Raw genomic sequence first — 15,017 nt, 5'->3', positions numbered from 1 at the left:
CCCCGTCGTACCCGCCGTGCGCGGGGTCAGTCGTGGGCAGGGGCCGGGGTGGGGTCAGGGTGGGGTGTTGAGGTGGGGAGGTGGGTCAGGGTGCGGATGGCGGGGGCGCCGCTGAGGGCGACGACGGCGGCGAGGACCGCAGGGATGATCAAGGCGACCGGCAGGGACGAGGCCTCCGCCACGTAGCCCAGGACGGCGGGCCCCAGGAGGAGGCCGCTGTAGCCGAAGGCGGTCACCATGGCGAGGGCGCGGCCGACGCGGCCTCCGGCGGCCCCGACCGCGCTGAAGAGGACCGGGATCACCGTGGCCAGCCCGACGCCCGCCAGCGCCCAGCCGGTCCAGGCGCAGACGATCTGGAGAGCGCCTCCCGCCACGGGCGACACCAGGACCAGGATGTAGCCGGCCGTGGCGAACACACCCGCGAGCTGGATGGTGCGCACCGAGCCGAGCCGGGCGCGGATGGGGTCGCCGAGCAGGCGGACGGTGGTCATGGCCACCGAGAAGATCGTGTACGCGAGCGGCGCCATGGCCGGATCCGTGTCCAGCACCCACCGGGCGTGCAGGGCGGCCCAGTCGATGGCGGCGCCCTCGCTCAGGTGCGCCGCGAAGGCGGCCAGGCCGAGCAGGGCGATCAGGCCCCAGCCCAGCGACGAGCCGGAGGAGGCGCCGGTTTCCGACGCGGTGGCGTGGGCGGGCGGGTCGGGGAGCAGGAGGCGGGCCGCCGGCACGTACAGGAGGGGCACGACCAGCGCCGCCACGATGAGCAGCCACTGCGCGTCCACGCCGGTCTGCAGCGCGAGCGAGGTGAGCCCGCCGCCGGCCGCCCCGCCCAGGCTCCACGTGCCGTGGAAGGCCGAGATGATCGGGCGGCCGTAGCGGCGTTCGACCTCGACGGAGTGGGCGTTCATGGCGACCTCGGTCACCCCGAGCCCGATCCCGAACAGCACCGCGAGCACCGCCAGAGCCCAGTACGAGGACGCGAGGGCGGGGCCGAGCAGCACCAGCCCCGAGAAGGGACCGGCGAACCAGCACACCCGGCGGCTGGACCATCTGTCCACCAGCGGCCCCGCCACCAGCATCGACACCAGGGCGCCACCCGAGATCAGCAGCAGGACGCTGCCCAGCCTGGCGGGGCCGAGGCCGAGCCGGTCGTTCAGGGACGGGAGCCCGGCGGCCCACAAACCCATCACGAACCCGGCGAGGAAGAAGAATCCGAACACTCCGGCACGAGCACGTCTGGCGTCAATGAGGCTTTTGTTCACGGCTAGAGCATAAACTGTGGTCCGTGATCGGTGCTACGACGAGTGGCGAGCTTCGCGCGCACAACCGGGTCCGGCTGCTGCGCGCCGTACACGACTGCGGGGCCACCCGCACCAGGTCGCAGCTGACCCGCGACCTGCGCCTGGCGCGAGGGACGGCGTCGGTGCTGGTGGCCGGGCTCGCCGAGGACGAACTGCTGCACGAGGAGCCCGCCAGGGAGCACGCCCGGGGACGCCCGACGCAGGTGCCGGGGCCGCATCCGCGCGGCCCGCTCGCCCTGGCCGTCGACGTACGGGAGGACGCCTGGGAGCTGGCGGCCTGCGAGCTCGGCGGCCGGACGGAGACGCTTGACCTGCGCCCGCACGACGGCACCCCCGAAGGCGTCCTGAGACCCCTGGGCGAGGCCGTCGCCGCCCACCGGCACCGCCTCGGGCACCGGGTGGTGGGCCTCGGGGTGGCCTTCGCGGGTCCGGTCCGGCACGGCGGCCTGGTGGACATCGCCCACCTGGGCTGGCGGTCGGTCGACGTCCCGCGCCTGCTCGGCCCGGACGTCCCGGCGCCCGTCGTGGGCAACGACACCGCGTTCGCGGCGCTGGCCGAGGCGCGCAGGGGGCGGCTGCGGGGCGTCCAGGTGGGCCTGCACCTGCACGTGGACTTCGACCTCGGCGGCGTGCTCGTCGTGGACGGGCGGCCGCTGGGCGGGGCGAGCGGCGCGGGGGCCGAGTTCGGTCACATGCCGCTGACCGGCGGCGACCGCCCCTGCCCATGTGGCGCGATCGGCTGCTGGAGCATGGACGTCGGCACGAACGCCCTGCTCCGCCACGTCGGCCTCGCCCACGGCGGCGGCAAGGGGCGCGCCCAGGCCGAGCGGGTGCTGGCCACCAGCGAGGAGGCGGTCGCGGCCAACGCCAGAGCGCTCGGACGCGGCATCGCGGCACTCGTCAACGCCCACGACCCCGAGGTCGTGACCCTCTCGGGCCACGGCGTGGAGCTGCGCGAGCGCGCCGGGAAGGCGCTCCTCGCGGCCTGCGAGCCCCGCCTCATGGCCATCCGCCGCGACCATCCGCCCAGGATCGAGGGCTCGGCGCTGGGCTGGCGCGGGGCGCTGGTGGGGGCGATGGAGTCGGTGTTCGACGCGTTCCTCACGCCGGAGTGTGTCGAAATGTGGCGGGAAAACCGGCCTGACCAGGGTCGCGACACGCCCGAGCGGCAGAATGTGATGAATTCCACGCTGAAGGGATGAAGCCCCTCCGGCTCCCTCCCCCCTTCCGAGCCATGCCAGCGATCTTGCCGCGCCCGGCCAAGGACTGTACGCATGAGAGGAAGACCCATCATGACCCCGGCGATCCGAGGGAAGCACGCGTGAATCTCGAGCTCGCGCTCCGCATGACCGAGGCCGCCGTCAGGCGGGCGATCCGCGAAGGCGCGGTGATCTCCGTGGCGGTCGTCGACGAGGGCGGACATCTGGTGTCTTTCCAGCGTATGGAGGGTGCGGAGATCGCGGGGCCGGGTCTCGCGCAGGGCAAGGCGTACACCTCGGTGGCCCTGCGCAGACCCACCGCGGAGCTGGCCGTGCGGACGGCTCCGGGAGGTGACCTGTACGGCCTGCCCAGGCATGATTACGTCTGCGTCGGAGGCGGCATCCCGCTCTGGGCGGACTACGGTGGGGGAGCACGCGTGGTCGGCGGCATAGGCGTCAGCGGAGGCGCGATCACGCAGGACGTGGTGTGCGCGGAAGCGGCCGCGGAGGTCTGGCGGACACGTTGAGCGGCGCTTTTCGCAACACGAACCGCTGGTATCCGCCATGATTAGCCACTGCACCACGGGTAACAGAAGCCCGAACGTAAACTCCCCGAGGAGAGAACCGAGATGGCACTTCCCACTCTCACCCCCGAGCAGCGTCAGGCGGCTCTGGCCAAGGCCGCCGAGGCGCGTGCGGCCCGCACCGCCCTGCTCGCCAAGGTCAAGGCCGGCGAGCTGACGTTCGCCCAGCTGCTCGAGCGCGACGACGACATCGCGAAGAAGATCAAGGTGTCGCAGGCCCTGCGCGCCGTCAAGGGCGTCGGCCCGGCCAAGGCCACCGCGCTGATGGAGGAGGCGGGCGTCGACGAGAAGCGTCGCCTCGGCGGCCTGGGCGCCCAGCAGCGCAAGAAGCTGGTCGACGCGCTCGGCTAATCCCCCGAGCGGCCAGGTCCGCGCGCGACGCCGCGCGGACCGGCCACCACCCCTCGACACCCCCCTCGCCCCCTCCCCCGGACCGGCTCTCGACCGGTGGGACGATCAGGAACGCAGGTAGGTCAGGACGGCGAGCACCCGGCGATGCTGGTCGCTGTCCTCCGCGTAGAGGCCGAGCTTGTTGAAGATGCTCCTGATGTGCTTCTCCACGGCCCCGTCACTGATCACGAGCTGCCGTCCGATGGCCGGATTGGACTTCCCCTCGGCCATCAGCCCGAGCACCTCGCGCTCCCGCGGCGTCAGCTGCGCCAGCGGATCGTCCTTACGTCTGCGCACCATCAACTGGGACACCACCTGCGGATCGAACACCGTCCCGCCCGCGGCCACCCGCCGCAGGCCCTCCAGGAACTCGTCCACGTCGACGACCCGGTCCTTCAGCAGGTAACCCACCGCGCCCCTGGCGTCGGCGAGCAGGTCGTCGGCGTAGGAGACCTCGACGTACTGCGAAAGGATCAGCACGGGCGCCCCGGGCACCCTGCGCCGCGCCTCCACGGCCGCCTTGAGCCCTTCGTCGGTGAACGACGGCGGCATGCGCACGTCGACCACCGACACGTCCGGCCTGTGCTCGGCGATCGCCAGCACGAGGGCGTCGCCGTCACCGACGGTCGCGACCACCTCGCAGCCGAACTCCTCCAGCAACCTGACCAGGCCCTCCCTGATCAGAACCGCGTCATCGGCCACGACTACCCGCACGGCACCTCCGCCACGATCACTGTCGGCCCGCCGTCCGGCGACTGCACGCTCAGCTCCCCGTCGACGGCGCGGAGCCGGTCGGCCAGCCCGGCGAGACCGTGTCCCTTGGCGACGTGCGCGCCGCCGACCCCATCATCCCCGATCGTGAGCATGAGGATGTCGCCGATGCGGACCAGCTGGATCGCACAACTGGTGGCGCGGCTGTGTTTGGCCACGTTGGTGAGGGTCTCGGCGCAGACGAAGTAGAGGGCGTTCTCCACCGCCGCCTGGTAGCGCTCGGCGGTCTGCACGTCGAGATCGACGGGGACCGTGCAGCGCCCGGCCAGGGCCGCCAGCGCGGGCGCGAGGCCGCGGTCGGACAGGATGGGCGGCGCGATGCCGCGCGAGAGCGCACGCAGCTCGTCGAGCGTCTCACGGGTGGCGGAGATGGCCGACTTGATGGTGGCCTGCGCCGCCTCGGGGTCCTTGGCCATCTGCCGCTGCGCCCTGGACAGCTCCATGGCCAGCGAGACCAGCCGCTGCTGCGGCCCGTCGTGGATGTCGCGCTCCAGCTTGCGCAGCGCGTTGGCCTCGGCGGAGACGGCGGCGGCGCGGCCCTGGGCCAGGTCGTCGATGCGCTCCTGCAGCTCGGCCACGCCGGTCAGCAGGGCCCGGCCGAGCCCGGCGCGCAGCAGCGCGGAGCCGCGCACGGCGAACGGCATGATCAGGGCGAAGACCAGGCCGAGGGAGACGTAGAAGATCGAGTTGACGCCGTAGCCGTCGCCCAGGCCGAGCAGCTCGGGCAGCTCCACGTTGCCGGGGATGCGCGAGGTGATGATGCCGTACACCGGGTAGGTCAGGCCCGCCAGCGGGAGCGCCCAGAACACCACGGTGAGCACGAACGACAGGATGGCGAACGGCAGGTTGATGATGCCGTGCAGCAGATCCAGCCAGGACTGCCCGCTGGTCAGCGGGTTGACGGCCCGGCGGAAGCGGCCCGCTCCGGGCGGCGCGGGCTTGTAGCGCGGCCGTACGGGCGGGCGGTCCAGCACGTCGGCGAGCCAGCCGCGCTCCGCGTCGGCGAAGCCCCGGGCGGCCAGCAGCGTGCCGGCCAGCAGCGGCACGCCCAGCCACACGATCGCCGTGCCCAGGCCGGCCGCGAAGCCGGCGAGCATGATCACGAAGCCGATGACGGCCGTGGGGAAGCCGACGAGCGTGTAACGGGTGTCGAGAAGGACACGCCTCATCCGGGAGCGCATGGAATCACCGTATGGCGTGGCGGTCACCGGCACGAGCGGGTGTACGGGTGTCTGAGGGTAGGGCCAGCCCTACCCCGGAGGGTCACGTGATCTCCACCGCAAGACGGTGGTGAGCGGCAATGTGCGCGGACGCCCCCGACGGGAGCCTTGATTCATCTCCTCGTGCCTGTTGGTCGCGCTCGCACGGGGCTCCGCTGGTCACGCAAGCTACCGCTCTCCGCCCCAGGCTCACCGCTCCGTGCGAATCGAGGCTCCCCCATGACCGTCCTGCTGGACCGCCCCACCGCCGCTCCCGCGGCGCCGTCCCGCGCGGGCACCCGCACGGCGGTGCGGGACCCGTTCATCGACCTGCTGCGTGTCTTCGGCATGGCGCTCATCGTGTTCCAGCACTGGACGATCCCGGTGCTGACCTATGACGGCGGCCGGCTGACCACGGGGAACGCGCTCTCGACGCCCGGCGTGTGGGTGGTGACGTGGATCAGCCAGGTCATGCCGCTGGTGTTCTTCGCGGGCGGCGCGGCGAACGCGATCAGCTTCGCCCGGGCGGACAAGGGCGCGCAGCGGTGGCTGGCCACGAGGCTGCGCCGGCTGGCCTGGCCGCTGCTGCCGCTGGCGGCGGTGTGGATCCCGCTCCCCCACGTGCTGCTCACGCTGGGGGTGCCGCCGCAGCCGCTGGAGACGGGCGCGCGGCTGACCGGCCAGCTCCTGTGGTTCCTGGCCGTCTACCTGATCGCCGTCACGGCCACCCCGTACGCGCTGCGCCTGCACGAGCGGTACGGCCTGCGCGTCCCCGCGGCGCTGGCGGCCGGGGCGGTGCTGACGGACGTGGTGCGCTTCTCGACCGGTTTCGAGGCGCTGGGCTACCTGAACATCGTGTTCGTCTGGCTGGCGGTGCACCAGCTCGGCTTCTTCTACGCCGAGGGCCGGCTGCGGCGCCCCTGGGCGCTGGCGATCGGCGGGTACGGGGCCGCGGCCCTGCTGGTGGCCTACGGCCCCTACCCGGGCAGCATGATCGGCCTGCCGGGCGCCGAGGTGTCGAACATGGCCCCGCCCACCCTGGCCATGCTGGCCGTCGGGATCGGCCAGATCGGCCTGGTCACCCTGCTGCGGCCGTGGCTGCTCCGGCTGCGCACCGGCCGCCTGCTGGCCTGGGCGAGCCCCAGGATCATGACCGTGTACCTCTGGCACATGCCGGCCCTGTTCGCGGTGACCGGCGTGGTGGTGGTCCTGCTGGGGATCGACACGCCGCGGCCCGGAAGCGCGTTCTGGCTGGCCGGGTGGCCGATCTGGTTCGGGCTGCTGTGCCTGGTCATGTGGCCGCTGCTGAAGGGGTTCCACAGGTTCGAGACGCCGCCCGCGCTGCCGTACGGGAAGGGCGGTTGGGGCGGCACGCTCGCCTCGGTCGCGCTGATCGGCGGCGGGGTGCTGACGCTGACGGTGGGCGGGTTCGCGCCCGGCGGCGGGCCGTTCCTCGCGGTGCTCGCCCTGCTCGGCGGGCTGCTGCTGACGGCGCCGCGGGCACGGACCTGAAGGCACGGGCGTCAGGGCACGGGTGAGGATCGCGAAACACCGCCGTCACACGCCGTTGCGCAGAATGTGAGCCATGACGAGTATCCGCGCCCTTGCCGAAGCCGATCTGCCCGCCGTCGCCGACATCTACGCCCACTACGTGACCGGCGGCGTGGCCACGTTCGACGAGACGCCGCTCGACATCGGCCAGTGGCGGGCCAAGGCCGACGGCATCGCGGGCGCGGGGCTGCCGTTCCTGGTGGCCGAGGTGGACGGCGCGGTCGCCGGGTACGCCTACGTCGCCCAGTACCGCCCCAAGCCGGCCTACCGGCACACGGTCGAGGACACGATCTACCTGGCGCCCGCCTTCACCGGACGGGGGCTCGGGAAGCTGCTCCTCGCCGAGCTGATCAAGAAGACCGGCGAGACCCCCGCCCGCCAGATGATCGCGGTGATCGCGGACTCGGGCGACCCGGCGTCGGCCCGGCTGCACAAGGCGTTCGGATTCGAGGAGGCCGGGCGGCTGCGGGCGGTCGGATTCAAGCACGGACGCTGGATCGACACCGTGCTGCTTCAGCTCGACTTGCGATAAAGGGCCCCTGCCGGTTCGACCACACGGCAAACTTCGGCAGGATAGAGAGCGTGAGCCTACTCGTTGACCGCCTGCCCGAAGACATCGACGCCGACCCGGACGCGATCTTCGACGCGTTCGTCCAGTGGAACTCCGAGCGGGGGCTCACTCTCTATCCCGCTCAGGAGGAGGCGCTCATCGAGGTCGTCTCCGGCAGCAACCTGATCCTGGCCACCCCGACCGGCTCGGGCAAGTCGCTGGTGGCCGCGGGCGCCCACTTCGCGGCGCTGACGCGCGACCAGCGCACCTTCTACACCGCGCCGATCAAGGCGCTGGTGTCGGAGAAGTTCTTCGACCTGTGCGCGATCTTCGGCACCGAGAACGTCGGCATGATGACCGGCGACGCCAGCGTCAACCCGGGCGCGCCGATCATCTGCTGCACGGCCGAGATCCTGGCGAACGTGGCCCTGCGCGACGGCGCCGGAGCCGACATCGGCCAGGTCGTCATGGACGAGTTCCACTTCTACGCCGAGCCCGACCGCGGGTGGGCGTGGCAGGTGCCGATTCTGGAGCTGCCCAACGTGCAGTTCATCCTCATGTCGGCCACGCTCGGCGACGTCTCGATGTTCGAGCGCGACCTGACCAGGCGCACCGGCCGGCCGACGTCCGTGGTCAAGCACGCCGAGCGCCCGGTGCCGCTGATCTACTCCTACCGGATGACGCCCCTGCACGAGACGCTGGAGGAGATGCTCAAGACCGGGCAGGCGCCGGTCTACGTCGTGCACTTCACGCAGGCGGCGGCGATGGAGCGGGCGCAGGCCCTGATGTCCATCAACATGGCGACGAAGGCCGAGAAGGAGGCCATCGCCACGATGATCGGGGGCTTCCGCTTCACGACGCGGTTCGGGCGGGCGCTGTCCCGGCTGGTGCGCCACGGCATCGGCGTGCACCACGCGGGGATGCTGCCGAAGTACCGGCGCCTGGTGGAGCGGCTGGCCCAGGCGGGGCTGCTGAAGGTCATCTGCGGCACCGACACCCTCGGCGTCGGCGTCAACGTGCCGATCAGGACGGTGCTGTTCACGGCGCTGTCCAAGTACGACGGCAACAAGGTGCGGCGGCTGCGCGCCCGCGAGTTCCACCAGATCGCGGGCCGGGCGGGCCGGGCCGGGTTCGACACCATCGGCTACGTCGCCTGCCAGGCCCCCGAGCACGACATCGAGAACGCCAAGGCCCTGGCCAAGATCGGCGACGACCCCAAGCGGCGGCGCGGCTACGCGCGCAAGAAGCCACCGGAGGGGTTCGTGGGCTGGAGCGAGGAGACGTTCCAGAAGCTCCAGGAGGCCGAGCCGGAGCCTCTCAACTCCCGCTTCAAGGTCAGCAACGCGATGCTGCTCGCGGTCATCAACCGGCCGGGCGACTGCTTCCAGGCGATGAAGCACCTGCTGACCGACAACCACGAGGACCGCAAGTGGCAGCGGCGGCACATCAGCCAGGCCATCGCGATCTACCGGTCGCTACTGGCGGGCGGCATCGTGGAGCAGTTCGCCGAGCCTGACGAGCAGGGCCGCCGGGCCAGGCTGACGATCGACCTGCAGGAGGACTTCGCGCTCAACCAGGCGCTGTCCACGTTCGCGCTGGCCGCGTTCGACCTGCTCGACCGCGAGTCGCCGTCGTACGCGCTGGACATCGTCTCGATCGTGGAGTCGATCCTCGACGACCCGCGGCAGATCCTGTCGGCGCAGCTGAAGAAGGCGCGCGGCGAGGCGGTCGCGCAGATGAAGGCCGACGGCATCGAGTACGAAGAGCGCATGGAGCAGCTGGCCGAGGTCATGTACCCGATGCCGCTGGAGGACCTGCTGCTCGGAGCCTACGAGACCTACCGGCGCGGGCATCCGTGGGTGGGCGACTACACGGTCAGCCCCAAGTCCGTCATCCGCGACATGTTCGAGCGGGCGATGACGTTCAGCGACTACATCCAGTTCTACGAGCTGACCAGGTCCGAGGGCACGGTGCTGCGCTATCTGGCCGACGCCTACCGGACGCTGTCGCGTACGGTGCCCGAGCACCTCAAGACCGATGATCTGGTCGATCTGATCGAGTGGCTCGGCGAGCTGGTCCGCCAGGTCGACTCCTCGCTGATCGACGAGTGGGAGAAGCTCACCAACCCGGCCGAGGCGCTGGAGCAGAAGGACCAGCTGGAGGCCAAGGTGCGGCCGGTCACGGCCAACCCGCGGGCCTTCCGCGTGCTGGTGCGCAACGCGATGTTCCGGCTGGTCGAGCTGTGCGCCATCGAGAAGGAGGAGGAGCTGGAGGAGCTGGCTCCCGACGTCGACTGGGGCGCGGCGCTGGACGCGTACTACGCCGACCACGAGGAGATCTTCACCGACGCCGACGCGCGCGGGCCCGCGCTGCTGCGGATCGAGGAGGAGAGCGGGCTCTGGAAGGTCCGGCAGACGATCAAGGATCCGGCCGGCGACGGTGACTGGGGCATCGACGCCCAGGTGGATCTGGCGGCCTCCGACGAGGAGGGCCGCGCGGTCCTGCACGTGACCGGCCTCACCCGGCTCTGAGGCGGACCCGGCCTCAACCGGCTCTGAGGCGGACTCGGCCTCAACCGGCTCTGAACAAGCCGGGAAGCTGCGCTGGGGCTGCCCCCGAAGCCCAATGCAGCCCCAGAAAATGACAAGCCGTGTGCCGGAACGGACTGGCAAGGGCGCCCCGGCACACGCCTGTCGGATCAAGTGTCCTCGGTGGAACGTCGGGGTCGTGTCATGACAATGTCCCAAGATCGAGACATTTCTCGCAATCAACAGTCGGCGATGGTGCAGACCTTGGCGAGCATGCGCTTGGTGTCGCTGGCCTGCTGCTTGAAGTCGGCCTTTGCGGGCTTGCCCCATTCGCCGGCCACGGTGTAGAGGATCAGGGCGTTCCCGCGGCGGGTCACGATGGCCCGCTCGCCGCCGACGGCGGCCTTCTTGCCCTGGTAGGCCTGGCCGGTGACCTTCAGCCCCTCGTCGCCGAGGTCCATCGCGGCGGCGGAGTAGCGGTAGCCGGACCTGGAGCAGGCGCGTACGGCGGCCTCCAGGTCGCGCAGCGCCTTGCCCGCCGCCTCGGCCGTCGCGTAGAGGATCACCTGCTCGGACTTGGAGTAGTCGGGCACAGCGGTGTAGGTGAGCGTCCTGGCCTGGGCGCGGCCCGACTGGGCGAGCTTGGCCTTCTGGCACGGGTTGACGACCAGGGCGGCGGACCTCTTGCCGCTGGCCGTCCAGCTCGTCTCGGGGTTGTCGTCCTTCGTGGCGGCGGCCTTCTCGTACAGCAGGAAGTTGTTCGGGATGGCGAGCGAGACCGCGACTAACAGCGCTGGGATCATGCGACAAAATGGTAGGGGTGAACGACGAAGAACTCAGGCGCGTGCTCGGGCTGCTCTATCAGGACGACACGTTACGGACCTTCGCCTCCCTGGTGCTGGGCGAGACCGATGGCCTGTCCCCCAAGGCACTGCACAAGCTCGCCGGCGGCGGCCTGGCGACGTGTGACGAGAGCGGCAAGTGGCGGGCCGCGCCCGAGCGGTTCAGGGAGCTGCTGCGGGCGCGGGCCGAGCCGGCGCAGGCGCTGAGCGCCGATGAGCGGGTGCTGCGCACGTTCCTGGTGGACGGGCGGCTGACGACCATGGGGATGCGCCGCGACAAGCGGCTCGTGGTGCTGCGCTACATCGCCACGCTGTTCGAGCCGGGCGTGCGCTACCCGGAGAAGGACGTCAACGTGACGCTGCGGGCCTTCCACGACGACTACGCGGCGCTGCGCCGCTACCTGGTGGACGAGGGGCTGCTCTCCAGGGAGGGCAACGTCTACTGGCGCAGCGGCGGGCACGTGGACATCGGCACCGTAGAGGTCTGACAGCAGAGGTCTGACAGCAGAGGTCTGACAGCAGAGGTCTGACAGCAGAGGTCTAGCGGCGCAGGTTGCTGGTCCAGGCGTCGAGTTTGGCCTGCCAGCGCTCCGGGTCCTCCGGCCGGCCCGGCACGCCGGGCCGGGTCTGCCAGGGCAGCGGCCCCTCCTCGTGCCGGTACTCCACGCCGATCGCCTCCAGGCGGGGCAGGTGCGCCGCCAGCCGCGTGCGGAAGTCGGCCAGGTCGCGCTCGGGAGAGCTCCACACCGTCTCGGAGAAGGCCGTGAGCCGGGGGAAGGCCATGTAGTCCGCGTGCCGGGTGGAGTCGATCAGCTCCGTCCACAGGCAGCACTGCGCGCCCAGCACGCGGTCGGCCGCCGGTTCGCCGCGCAGGTCGGCGGGCACGGGCTCGAAGGCGTAGACGTCCTCCAGTGCCAGCACCGTCCCGAACGGGACCGGCTCCTCCTCCCCCGGCCCCTGCCGGTAGTCCAGGTAGAGGCTCGTGTTCGAGCAGTTGATCACGTCGTGGCCCCTCCTGGCGGCGGTCACCGCGCCCAGCTCGCCGCGCCAGGACGCGACCACCGCACCGGGCGCGAGGCCGCCCTCCAGGATCTCGTCCCAGCCGACGAGCCTGCGGCCGCGCGCCGTCAGGTAGGCGTCGAACTGGTGGATGAACCAGCTCTGCAGCTCCTCCTCGTCCCGCAGCCCCAGCTCGGCGATGCGCCGCTGCGCCGCGGGGCTGGCCCGCCACTGGTCCTTGCGGCACTCGTCGCCGCCCAGCACGATGTACGGGCTGGGGAACAGGTCGAGCACCTCGTCCAGCACGTTCTGGAAGAACTTGATCGTGCTGTCCTCGACGTTGACCACGTTGTGGCCGACGCCCCAGGTGGTGCGCACCTCCAGGGGAGCGTCCAGGTTGCCCAGCTCCGGGTAGGCGGCGATGGCGGCCTGGGTGTGGCCGGGCAGGTCGATCTCGGGGACCACCGTCACGTGCCGCGCGGCCGCGTAGGCGACGATCTCCCTGATGTCGTCCTGGGTGTAGTGGCCGCCGTGCGGGCGGCCGTCCATCGGGCCGTCCCAGCCGGTCTGGCTCTCCTTGCGCCAGGAGCCGGCCTCGGTCAGCCTCGGGTAGCGGCGGATCTCGACCCGCCAGCCCTGGTCGTCGGTGAGGTGCAGGTGCAGGATGTTCAGCTTGTGCAGGGCCAGCAGGTCGATGAAGCGGAGCACGTCCCGCTTGACCATGAAGTGCCGGGCGACGTCGAGGAGGGCCCCGCGCCATCCGAACCTGGGCGCGTCCTCGACGTACGCGCCGGGCACCTCGAAGGGACCGCCCCCGGCCTTCCTGAAGGCCTCAGGCGGCAGCAACTGCCTGAACGTCTGCGCCCCGTAGAAGGCCCCGGCGGGGCCGCCCGCGACGATCTCCACCGTGGCGCCGACGGTCAGCCGGTACGCCTCCGGCGGCAGGTCGCCGAGCGCCAGGGTGATCGTTCCCGAGCCCCCCGGCAGCAGCTCGCCACCGGTGACGGGGGCGAGCTCGCCGCGCAGCCAGGCGGCCACCTCGCCGAGCGCCGGGTCGGCGGCGAGCGAGGTCTCGCGGTCGAGAACGAACGCCCCTGGCCTGGGCTCGTGCGTGACGGGCTTGGGAACGATCAACAAAGGTAGACTCCTTACTTACAGGTGATGGCGGCGTCGGCGAAGTCGGCGTGGTCGGAGGTCGCGTTGTCGCCTCCGTTGGTCGCGACCAACCGGACATATCTGGCGCCCTCGACGGACGCGGTGACCTTGCGGGCGGGCATGGCGCCGGTGAGCACGCCCGAGTGGGCGACCCGGCCGCCGTCGGCCCAGACCTCGAAGTCGGCCGAGCCCGCCGCGCCGACCTCGTCGTCGATCCCGGCCTGGAACTCGACGGTGGAGCAGCGCCCGGCGAGGTAGTACTCGATCTCGGCGGGCGCGTGGGCGCCGAGGCCCTTGGCGTAGGTGACGCCCTCGATGGTGATCGGCTTGCCGTCGCCGGCCGCCTTGTCACCGTTGCTGGTGTCCTTCTCGACCGGGCCGAAGTAGTTCTTGGCGCTGGTCCAGGCCACGTCGCTGAGGGAGGTCCGCCCCGGGCCCGGCGGCGTCGCGACCGTCACGACGGCCACGGCGGTCTGGGCGCCCTGGGTGAAGGTGAGCTCGTAGTTCCCCGGTGTCGCGCCGGCGGGCGGGGTGACGGCCCACTTCACGGTGAGCGTCTCGCCGCCGTCGAGCCGGCTCGCCCTGGCGGGCGTGCGCGCGGCGACCTGCCACCCGTCCGGTACGCGGGCCGCGACCTCGACGTCACGCAGCCGCGCGGTGGCCCCGGTGTTGGTGACCCGGGTGACGATCTCGCCGGCCTTGCCCGGCTCCAGCACCGAGGGCCGGTCGTCGCCGAGGAACGCGGCCGGGTCGGCCTCGAACGTCACCAGCGGCGGCGCCTGCTCGCGGCTCTCGCTCACCCGGTAGAGCAGCGCCCCGTGCGCGGGGACCTGGGCCGACAGCTCGCCCTTGGACGAGGCGACCGCGCCGCTCCACAGCTCCTCGACCCGGTAGCGCGAGCCGCCGAGCCGGGTCGCGATGGTGGCCGCCCGGTCGCTCTCGTTGAACAGCGCGATGGCCCGGTCGCCGTTGGCCAGCGGCTTGGACAGCACGTGGTACCAGCCGTCGGTCTTGACGAACGTGCCGTGGACGCCCAGCGAGTCCTGGTCGACGGCGACGACCTTGGGGTTGGCCACGACCGAGGGCGGCGCGGCGGCCGGGTCGGCCTGCAGGATCAGCGGCGCGGCGCCGACGGCCCAGAGGGTGAACTGGGCGCGGTACTCGGCCTCGGTCATCCCGCCGCGCCCGGCCTGGATCAGGTCGGGGTCGGCCCAGCTGCCCGGGCCCGCGTACTCGGCCCTGAGCTGGTTGGTCTCCCAGATGTCCACCATCGTGGCGTAGGTGTCGGGGATGGGGCGGTTGTAGACGTTCGTCCGCCAGGTGGTGGCGCCCGCGCCCTTGCCCCAGAGCCACGGCACGGTGCTGCCGTCCTCGTTGTTCATGGCGAACACGACGTCCGCGCCGAGGGCCTGGCGCATGCGGGGGTAGAGGACCTGGGCGATCTGCTGCACGTTCTGGCCGGGGAAGTCGGCGGCGGGGATGTTGCACCAGTCGTACTTGACGTAGTCGACGCCCCAGCCCTTGAGCTGCTCGGCGTCGGCGGCCTCGCTCTTGTACGAGCCGGGGCCGCCGCCGGAGCACGCCTTGGTGCCGGCCGACAGGCTGAGCCCCAGCTTCATGCCCTTGCCGTGGACGTAGTCGGCCAGGGCCTTGACGCCGCCGGGGAAGCGGGTGGCATCGGGGGCGAGGGCGCCGCCCGCGCGCTGCGCGGCCAGCCAGCAGTCGTCGACGATGACGTACCGGTAGCCGAGCGGGACGAGGGGCACGAGGGCGTCGGCGGCCTTGCGTACCGACGACTCGGAGACCGAGCAGCCGAGCGAGCGGCTGCTCCAGCCCATCGGCGGGCCGGCCGCCGCTTCGGCGGTGCCGGCCAAGGTGCCGGCTAACGGCACGAAGGGCATGGCGAGGAGGGCCGCCGTGGCGGCGGCCGTGAGGATGCGCATGGGAG

13 protein-coding genes are annotated in these 15,017 nt (G+C 71.8%); 7 read left to right on the top strand and 6 right to left on the bottom strand.

Features of this window, described 5'->3' with window-relative positions; all coding sequences use genetic code 11:
• Positions 1 to 26 precede the first annotated feature (26 nt).
• Entirely contained in the window at positions 27 to 1,262 is a 1,236-nt protein-coding gene (locus tag ACWEPL_RS22715; protein ID WP_452437379.1) for an MFS transporter, read from the bottom strand.
• A gap of 23 nt (positions 1,263 to 1,285) precedes the next feature.
• Between ACWEPL_RS22715 and ACWEPL_RS22710 the strand changes: the two genes are divergently transcribed.
• From ACWEPL_RS22710 to mihF, 3 genes are all read left to right on the top strand, one after another.
• Positions 1,286 to 2,503 carry an ROK family protein gene (locus ACWEPL_RS22710; protein WP_452437378.1) on the top strand — a complete coding sequence of 406 codons (1,218 nt, stop codon included), beginning with the start codon at positions 1,286 to 1,288 and terminating at the stop codon, positions 2,501 to 2,503.
• Between the two features lie 119 nt (positions 2,504 to 2,622).
• On the top strand, positions 2,623 to 3,027 hold the full coding sequence (locus ACWEPL_RS22705) for a GlcG/HbpS family heme-binding protein (RefSeq protein ID WP_449965200.1): 405 nt from the start codon (positions 2,623 to 2,625) through the stop codon (positions 3,025 to 3,027).
• Between the two features lie 102 nt (positions 3,028 to 3,129).
• Positions 3,130 to 3,435 (top strand): integration host factor, actinobacterial type, encoded by a 306-nt coding sequence (gene mihF, locus ACWEPL_RS22700; protein ID WP_043641121.1) that lies wholly within the window; start codon positions 3,130 to 3,132, stop codon positions 3,433 to 3,435.
• 105 nt (positions 3,436 to 3,540) lie between these two features.
• Here mihF and ACWEPL_RS22695 read toward each other — a convergent pair whose 3' ends face one another.
• Complete coding sequence (locus ACWEPL_RS22695) at positions 3,541 to 4,188, bottom strand: response regulator transcription factor (protein ID WP_350727058.1); 648 nt, start codon at positions 4,186 to 4,188, stop codon at positions 3,541 to 3,543.
• Positions 4,179 to 5,414, bottom strand: a complete 1,236-nt coding sequence (locus ACWEPL_RS22690) for a sensor histidine kinase (RefSeq protein ID WP_350727057.1) — start codon at positions 5,412 to 5,414, stop codon at positions 4,179 to 4,181. The genes ACWEPL_RS22695 and ACWEPL_RS22690 overlap by 10 nt, the downstream gene beginning before the upstream one ends.
• A gap of 270 nt (positions 5,415 to 5,684) precedes the next feature.
• On the opposite strand from ACWEPL_RS22690, the gene ACWEPL_RS22685 reads away from it, so the two are divergent.
• From ACWEPL_RS22685 to ACWEPL_RS22675, 3 genes are all read left to right on the top strand, one after another.
• Positions 5,685 to 6,956, top strand: coding sequence for an acyltransferase family protein (locus tag ACWEPL_RS22685; protein WP_452437377.1), 1,272 nt, complete (start codon positions 5,685 to 5,687; stop codon positions 6,954 to 6,956).
• 73 nt (positions 6,957 to 7,029) lie between these two features.
• The gene (locus ACWEPL_RS22680) at positions 7,030 to 7,527 is read left to right on the top strand and encodes a GNAT family N-acetyltransferase (RefSeq protein WP_363972322.1); all 498 of its coding nucleotides are present in this window, start codon (positions 7,030 to 7,032) and stop codon (positions 7,525 to 7,527) included.
• Positions 7,528 to 7,568: 41 nt separating this feature from the next.
• Positions 7,569 to 10,076, top strand: coding sequence for a DEAD/DEAH box helicase (locus ACWEPL_RS22675; RefSeq protein ID WP_355198584.1), 2,508 nt, complete (start codon positions 7,569 to 7,571; stop codon positions 10,074 to 10,076).
• Between the two features lie 236 nt (positions 10,077 to 10,312).
• Here the strand turns inward: ACWEPL_RS22675 and ACWEPL_RS22670 are convergent, their stop codons facing one another.
• Positions 10,313 to 10,876 carry a hypothetical protein gene (locus ACWEPL_RS22670; RefSeq protein WP_452437376.1) on the bottom strand — a complete coding sequence of 188 codons (564 nt, stop codon included), beginning with the start codon at positions 10,874 to 10,876 and terminating at the stop codon, positions 10,313 to 10,315.
• Positions 10,877 to 10,893: 17 nt separating this feature from the next.
• Here ACWEPL_RS22670 and ACWEPL_RS22665 point away from each other — a divergent pair, with 17 nt between their 5' ends.
• Entirely contained in the window at positions 10,894 to 11,403 is a 510-nt protein-coding gene (locus ACWEPL_RS22665) for a DUF2087 domain-containing protein (protein WP_355198256.1), read from the top strand.
• A 52-nt stretch (positions 11,404 to 11,455) separates the two neighbouring features.
• On the opposite strand, the gene ACWEPL_RS22660 is transcribed toward ACWEPL_RS22665, so the two are convergent.
• Together ACWEPL_RS22660 and ACWEPL_RS22655 are read right to left on the bottom strand one after the other, a co-directional pair.
• The gene (locus ACWEPL_RS22660; RefSeq protein ID WP_452437375.1) at positions 11,456 to 13,051 is read right to left on the bottom strand and encodes a beta-N-acetylhexosaminidase; all 1,596 of its coding nucleotides are present in this window, start codon (positions 13,049 to 13,051) and stop codon (positions 11,456 to 11,458) included.
• Between the two features lie 11 nt (positions 13,052 to 13,062).
• Positions 13,063 to 15,012, bottom strand: coding sequence for an NPCBM/NEW2 domain-containing protein (locus ACWEPL_RS22655; protein WP_452437374.1), 1,950 nt, complete (start codon positions 15,010 to 15,012; stop codon positions 13,063 to 13,065).
• Between the last annotated feature and the right edge of the window lie 5 nt (positions 15,013 to 15,017).

The organism is Nonomuraea sp. NPDC004186 (assembly GCF_053603495.1).
This window is presented reverse-complemented; position numbering and strand designations above follow the sequence as displayed.

Bases quoted from the DNA above. Each gene is read 5' to 3' on its own strand.
- mihF (WP_043641121.1), top strand. From the start codon at position 3,130: ATGGCACTTCCCACTCTCACCCCCGAGCAGCGTCAGGCGGCTCTGGCC.
- ACWEPL_RS22690 (WP_350727057.1), bottom strand. From the start codon at position 5,414: ATGAGGCGTGTCCTTCTCGACACCCGTTACACGCTCGTCGGCTTCCCC.
- ACWEPL_RS22685 (WP_452437377.1), top strand. From the start codon at position 5,685: ATGACCGTCCTGCTGGACCGCCCCACCGCCGCTCCCGCGGCGCCGTCC.
- ACWEPL_RS22680 (WP_363972322.1), top strand. From the start codon at position 7,030: ATGACGAGTATCCGCGCCCTTGCCGAAGCCGATCTGCCCGCCGTCGCC.
- ACWEPL_RS22670 (WP_452437376.1), bottom strand. From the start codon at position 10,876: ATGATCCCAGCGCTGTTAGTCGCGGTCTCGCTCGCCATCCCGAACAAC.
- ACWEPL_RS22655 (WP_452437374.1), bottom strand. From the start codon at position 15,012: ATGCGCATCCTCACGGCCGCCGCCACGGCGGCCCTCCTCGCCATGCCC.